At 63.7% G+C, this 4,063-nt stretch carries 4 protein-coding genes; 1 reads left to right on the forward strand and 3 read right to left on the reverse strand.

Features of this window, described 5'->3' with window-relative positions; all coding sequences use genetic code 11:
- Nucleotides 1-38: 38 nt before the first annotated feature.
- On the reverse strand, nucleotides 39-656 hold the full coding sequence (locus BKH32_RS11240; protein WP_081376789.1) for a DUF805 domain-containing protein: 618 nt from the start codon (nucleotides 654-656) through the stop codon (nucleotides 39-41).
- A 433-nt stretch (nucleotides 657-1,089) separates the two neighbouring features.
- Nucleotides 1,090-1,653, reverse strand: a complete 564-nt coding sequence (locus BKH32_RS11245) for a DUF805 domain-containing protein (RefSeq protein WP_075250123.1) — start codon at nucleotides 1,651-1,653, stop codon at nucleotides 1,090-1,092.
- Between the two features lie 209 nt (nucleotides 1,654-1,862).
- On the opposite strand from BKH32_RS11245, the gene BKH32_RS11250 reads away from it, so the two are divergent.
- Nucleotides 1,863-3,116, forward strand: coding sequence for an MFS transporter (locus BKH32_RS11250; RefSeq protein WP_075250124.1), 1,254 nt, complete (start codon nucleotides 1,863-1,865; stop codon nucleotides 3,114-3,116).
- Between the two features lie 56 nt (nucleotides 3,117-3,172).
- Here BKH32_RS11250 and BKH32_RS11255 read toward each other — a convergent pair whose 3' ends face one another.
- The gene (locus BKH32_RS11255) at nucleotides 3,173-3,913 is read right to left on the reverse strand and encodes an IS3 family transposase (protein WP_178384644.1); all 741 of its coding nucleotides are present in this window, start codon (nucleotides 3,911-3,913) and stop codon (nucleotides 3,173-3,175) included.
- Between the last annotated feature and the right edge of the window lie 150 nt (nucleotides 3,914-4,063).

The raw sequence follows: 4,063 nt of genomic DNA on the forward strand, positions 1-4,063 counted from the left end.
TTCTGGGGACCATTGCGTTGTCCTTCAGGAGGCTTCGCTCAGCTCCATTCGGGGCGGTAGAGGTCGGGGCGGGACTCTGACGCCATCAGGATCAGGAACCAGATGGCGCCGACGCCGAACGGAATGAGCTGAATGAACCACCATGCTCCAGACTTTCCCACGTCGTGCAGGCGCCGTACCGTGAGAGCCAGGTTCGGGACAAATGTAGCTATCGCATAGGCGAAGAAGAGAAGCGAGATGACGATCATTCCGATGACGGCGCCGGTCCCCATATCGTCTCCGGAGCTGCCCGACACCTCACTCATACCGACGAAGATGAACAACAGGAAGTAGAGGCCAACTCCGATGAGTCCGTTGAAGAGCGCAACCCACCAGTACTCGGAGCGGGACGCATACCCGCGGAACTGGGCGTAGCGCTGGAAGTAGCGCTTGACGGCCTCACCGAAGCTCGCGCCGAGCTGCGGGGCGATGTCGGGTGTCAGAGGCGGGGGGCCGAACTGTCCGAACTGTCCGAACTGGTTGGGGACACCGTAGGGTGCGGGGCCGCCGGGATAGGGCACGGGACCGCCGGGATAGGGCACGGGACCGCCATATGGGGCCTGGTCGTTGTAGGACGGCTGGCTGCCGTAGGGTGCGGGGCCGGTTCCGTAGGACATGAATCCTCCTAAGACGGGGCAGGGAGTGACGGGTGCCATCATGGCTGGGAGCACCTGGACTGATGCGCTTTCTGATGTCAGATCGGCGTACGAGTCACAGCCTAAGGGCAGAAGGTAAGACTCGTCACCTTGGCCCCTTCCAGCTGCGGTGGGGAGCACCTCCTACGCCGAGTCTCAGGGCCTGACTCATGACGCTTAGTGTGCCGGGGTGGGGTGCTGAGAACAGCGAGGATTTCCTCGGCCTGGAGGGTGTTATTTGTGGGGTGGCATGACTCGGCGGCCGCGGAGATTGATGGCGAACTCCTACAGGCCATATAGCTCGCGTACGATCCCGGCGATGTAAAGATTCGGGGCCCCTCGAGAACTACCAACGCATGATCCCCGGAAGTAAAAGGTTCCGGGGATCAATACGCTGTCCTTCAGGAGGCTTCGCTCAGCTCCATTCGGGGCGGTAGAGGTCGGGGCGGGACTCTGACGCCATCAGGATCAGGAACCAGATGGCGCCGATACCAAACGGAATGAGCTGAATGAACCACCATGCTCCAGACTTTCCCACGTCGTGCAGGCGGCGCACAGTGAGGCCGAGGTTCGGCAGAAGAGTCGCGAGGCTGTAGATCATCAGCAGACCCCAGACGATCAGGAAGCCGACAGAGAATGCCACAGGCTCCGCCGCCTCACCTTGCTCGGCGGCTTCGATTCCGGCGGCCAGGGAGGTCATTAAGGGAGCGATGATGAACATAGAGGCAACGACGCTGATAATGATGTTGAAGAGCGCGACCCACCAGAACTCGGAGCGAGAGGCGTAGCCGCGGAACTGGGCGTAGCGCTGGAAGTAGCGCTTGATGGCCTCACCGAAGCTCGCACCGGGCAGGGGGGCGATGTCGGGTGTCAGAGGCGGGGGTCCGAACTGTCCGAATTGGTTGGGGGCGCCGTAGGGGGCAGGGCCACCGTAAGGTGCCTGGCTGCCGTAGGGTGCGGGGCCGGTTCCGTAGGACATGAATCCTCCATGTAAGACGGGGCAGGGAGTGACGGGTGCCATCATGGCTGGGAGCACCCGGGCTGATGCGCTTTCTGATGTCAGATCGGCGTACGAGTCACAGCCTAAGGGCAGAGGGGAGGGCTCGTCACCTCGGTCCCTTCCAGCTGCGGTGGGGAGCACCTCCTACGCCGAGTCACAGGACAGCCTCCTCGGTAGACTGAGCCCCCATGCACTCCGCCACTTCACTGAGTACTCCTCCAGTTGTGCGGCGCAGTCCCGAGCTCATACGGGCGCGTGCCGGAGTCTGTCTGGTGTTCCTGGCCAATGGCCTGGGATTTGCCAACCTGGTACCGCGTTTCCCGGAGATCGTGGCGGAACTGGGGCTGAGCAAGAGTGCCTTCGGGCAGGCGGTAGCCGCAGCCAGCGTCGGCGCTCTCGTGGCGGGGCTGGCCGCGTCATGGCTCATCTCCCGCCTGACCTCGGCCAAGGTCGCCAGCCTGGGCATGCTCGTGGTATCCCTGGCCCTCCTCGGAGCGGGGCTGGCCCGTTCGTGGCTCGTTCTAGCGGTCTGCCTGCTGGTTGTGGGTGGAACGGACGCCATTGTCGATGTCGCGCAGAACGCTCACGGGCTGCGGGTCCAGCGCCGTTGGGGTGCCTCCATCGTGACGAGCTTCCATGCCTCGTGGTCGCTGGGGGCGGTACTGGGAGCAGCCATGGGCCAGGCCATGGCTGGAGCCGGAGTGGGGTTGGGGACCCACATGGTGCTGACAGCGGTGGTGCTGCTGGTCGTCTCGGGAGGTCCCCTGCTCGCTGGATGGTTCCTTCCCGGCCACGACCGAGCTGATCGCGCCCCCGACCAGCCCGGGGAACTTGACGACACCCCCGCCGAGGCAAGGGCGGCGGCCTCTCCTCGTTGCAGCTGGCCGGTCACGATTCTCGTGCTGATCGTCGTCGGCCTGCTGTGCTCCGCCTCGATGTTCCCCGAGGACGTGGCCATGAACTGGTCGTCCCTGCTCCTGTCGGAGCAGGGTGCCGGCGCCAGTCATGTCGGACTGGGGCTGGTGGCACTTCAAGGAACGATGATCGTGGGGCGCCTGGTGGGCGACCGCATCATCGATGCTATCGGTCAGCGAGCCGTGATCGCGTGGGGCGGAGCGCTGGTCACCCTCGGAATGAGCATCGCCCTCCTGCTCTCCTCCGTTCCCGGGACGCTGCTGGGAATGGCGATCTCCGGGGCGGGGTGCGCCGTCGCCGTCCCCGTGGCCTACTCCGCCGCCGACGACGTCGAAGGGCTTCCACCCGGGCTGGGACTGACCATCGTGTCCTGGCTGGCCCGCCTGGCGGGCCTCCTGGCACCACCGGTTGTCGGCCGGCTGGCTGACGACCACGGACTGTGGGTGGCTCTAGCCTACGGCTTGCTGGGAGGCCTCATCATGATCACCTGCTGGCCGGTCCTGCACCGCAGGCCTGCGGGGGACTAGATGATTGATTCCAAGTGGACTGCTGGGTGTTTTTCGGACAGTGCTTGTTTTGTGTTTCAGGCTGCCTTAGTTAAGTCCAGGAACTCGCGTTCGACCTCGTTCGGGGTGTGATACCCTAGGGCTGAGTGAAGACGGACATGATTGTATCTCAGCTCGATCCATGAGGCAATATCGTTCATCGCTTTATCCTTCGTGGGATACACCATCCGGTGGATTCTCTCGTTCTTGAGCGTAGCGTTGAACGACTCTGCCCAAGCATTGTCCCAGCACACTCCCGTACGCCCCACCGAGGGACGAATACCATAGGAGTTGAGGTGATCCAGGAACTTCTGGGACGTGTACTGGCTCCCCCTGTCGGAGTGAAAGATCGTCACGCCCTCCTCGACCGGGCACCTGCGTACCGCCATGTCAATGGCCTGGCACACCAGGGACGTGTGCATGTGGTCGGCCATCGCATAACCCACCACCTTTTTCGTGCAGCAGTCCAGAACGGTCGCAAGATAGACGAATCCGGCCCACGTCCTGACATAGGAGGGGGCACCTCCCGCTTGCGGGGGAATGTCCCCGCACAGCTTCTTGCCGGGCTCGTCTGCTGTGAAGTCCCGCCTGAGCGGGTCCGGGTGCTCGTCCAGGTCCTGGGCCGGCACGGTGGTTCGGACCTTTGCCCGTGGCTGCGCGGCCTGTAGCCCCAGGTCGCGCATGATGGCGCGGATCGTGGAACCGCTGGCCCGTACACCGCGCCGCTCCAGGACCACCTGGATGCGTCGGTACCCGTAGGTGCCCTCACGAGTGCTCAAAAACATCCTTAATCATCATGGCCAGCTCCTCCCTCCTGATGGCCGTCTGTGACTGGGGCCGGTCACGCCAGGAGTAGTACCCTGATTTTGATACCCTGGACCACCGGCACATTGAGGAGATGGGGTAGGAGCCTTCTTCGCGGCCCCGAC

Origin of the sequence: Actinomyces oris, assembly GCF_001929375.1 — a bacterium.
GTDB classification, from domain to species: Bacteria; Actinomycetota; Actinomycetes; order Actinomycetales; family Actinomycetaceae; genus Actinomyces; species Actinomyces oris_B.

What these genes read in the sequence shown, in the direction of transcription:
- BKH32_RS11240 (WP_081376789.1), bottom strand. Translation starts at nt 656, where the DNA reads ATGTCCTACGGAACCGGCCCCGCACCCTACGGCAGCCAGCCGTCCTAC.
- BKH32_RS11245 (WP_075250123.1), bottom strand. Translation starts at nt 1,653, where the DNA reads ATGTCCTACGGAACCGGCCCCGCACCCTACGGCAGCCAGGCACCTTAC.
- BKH32_RS11250 (WP_075250124.1), top strand. Translation starts at nt 1,863, where the DNA reads ATGCACTCCGCCACTTCACTGAGTACTCCTCCAGTTGTGCGGCGCAGT.